Origin of the sequence: Rahnella sp. PAMC25617, assembly GCF_050606005.1 — a bacterium.
Classification (GTDB): domain Bacteria; phylum Pseudomonadota; class Gammaproteobacteria; order Enterobacterales; family Enterobacteriaceae; genus Rahnella; species Rahnella variigena.
In genome coordinates, this window is sequence record NZ_JBOCUM010000142.1 from 1 (window position 1) to 232 (window position 232).

General features: G+C 52.6%; 1 pseudogene. It reads right to left on the reverse strand.

The window, feature by feature from the left end:
- A pseudogene (locus tag ACM615_RS24045) lies at nucleotides 1-232 on the reverse strand (DNA polymerase III subunit alpha); the annotation flags it as partial.

Sequence of the window (232 nt, forward strand, 5' to 3'; positions counted from 1 at the left end):
CATCAGGGTTTCCCAGAGGACCTTTACGGCCTCTTTACTGAAACCGTTGTCGAGCATTCCGGTTTCGAAGCCGATGAACTGCTTGTCGAGTTCTTCCTTCTTCTTCTTACCCATTGCGCGACGCAAAACGTCGGCTTGACCCAGAGTGAAGCCTGCGACCTTTTGCGCCACAGACATCACTTGCTCTTGGTACACGATGAGGCCGAAGGTCGTGCCGAGAATTTCTTTCAGC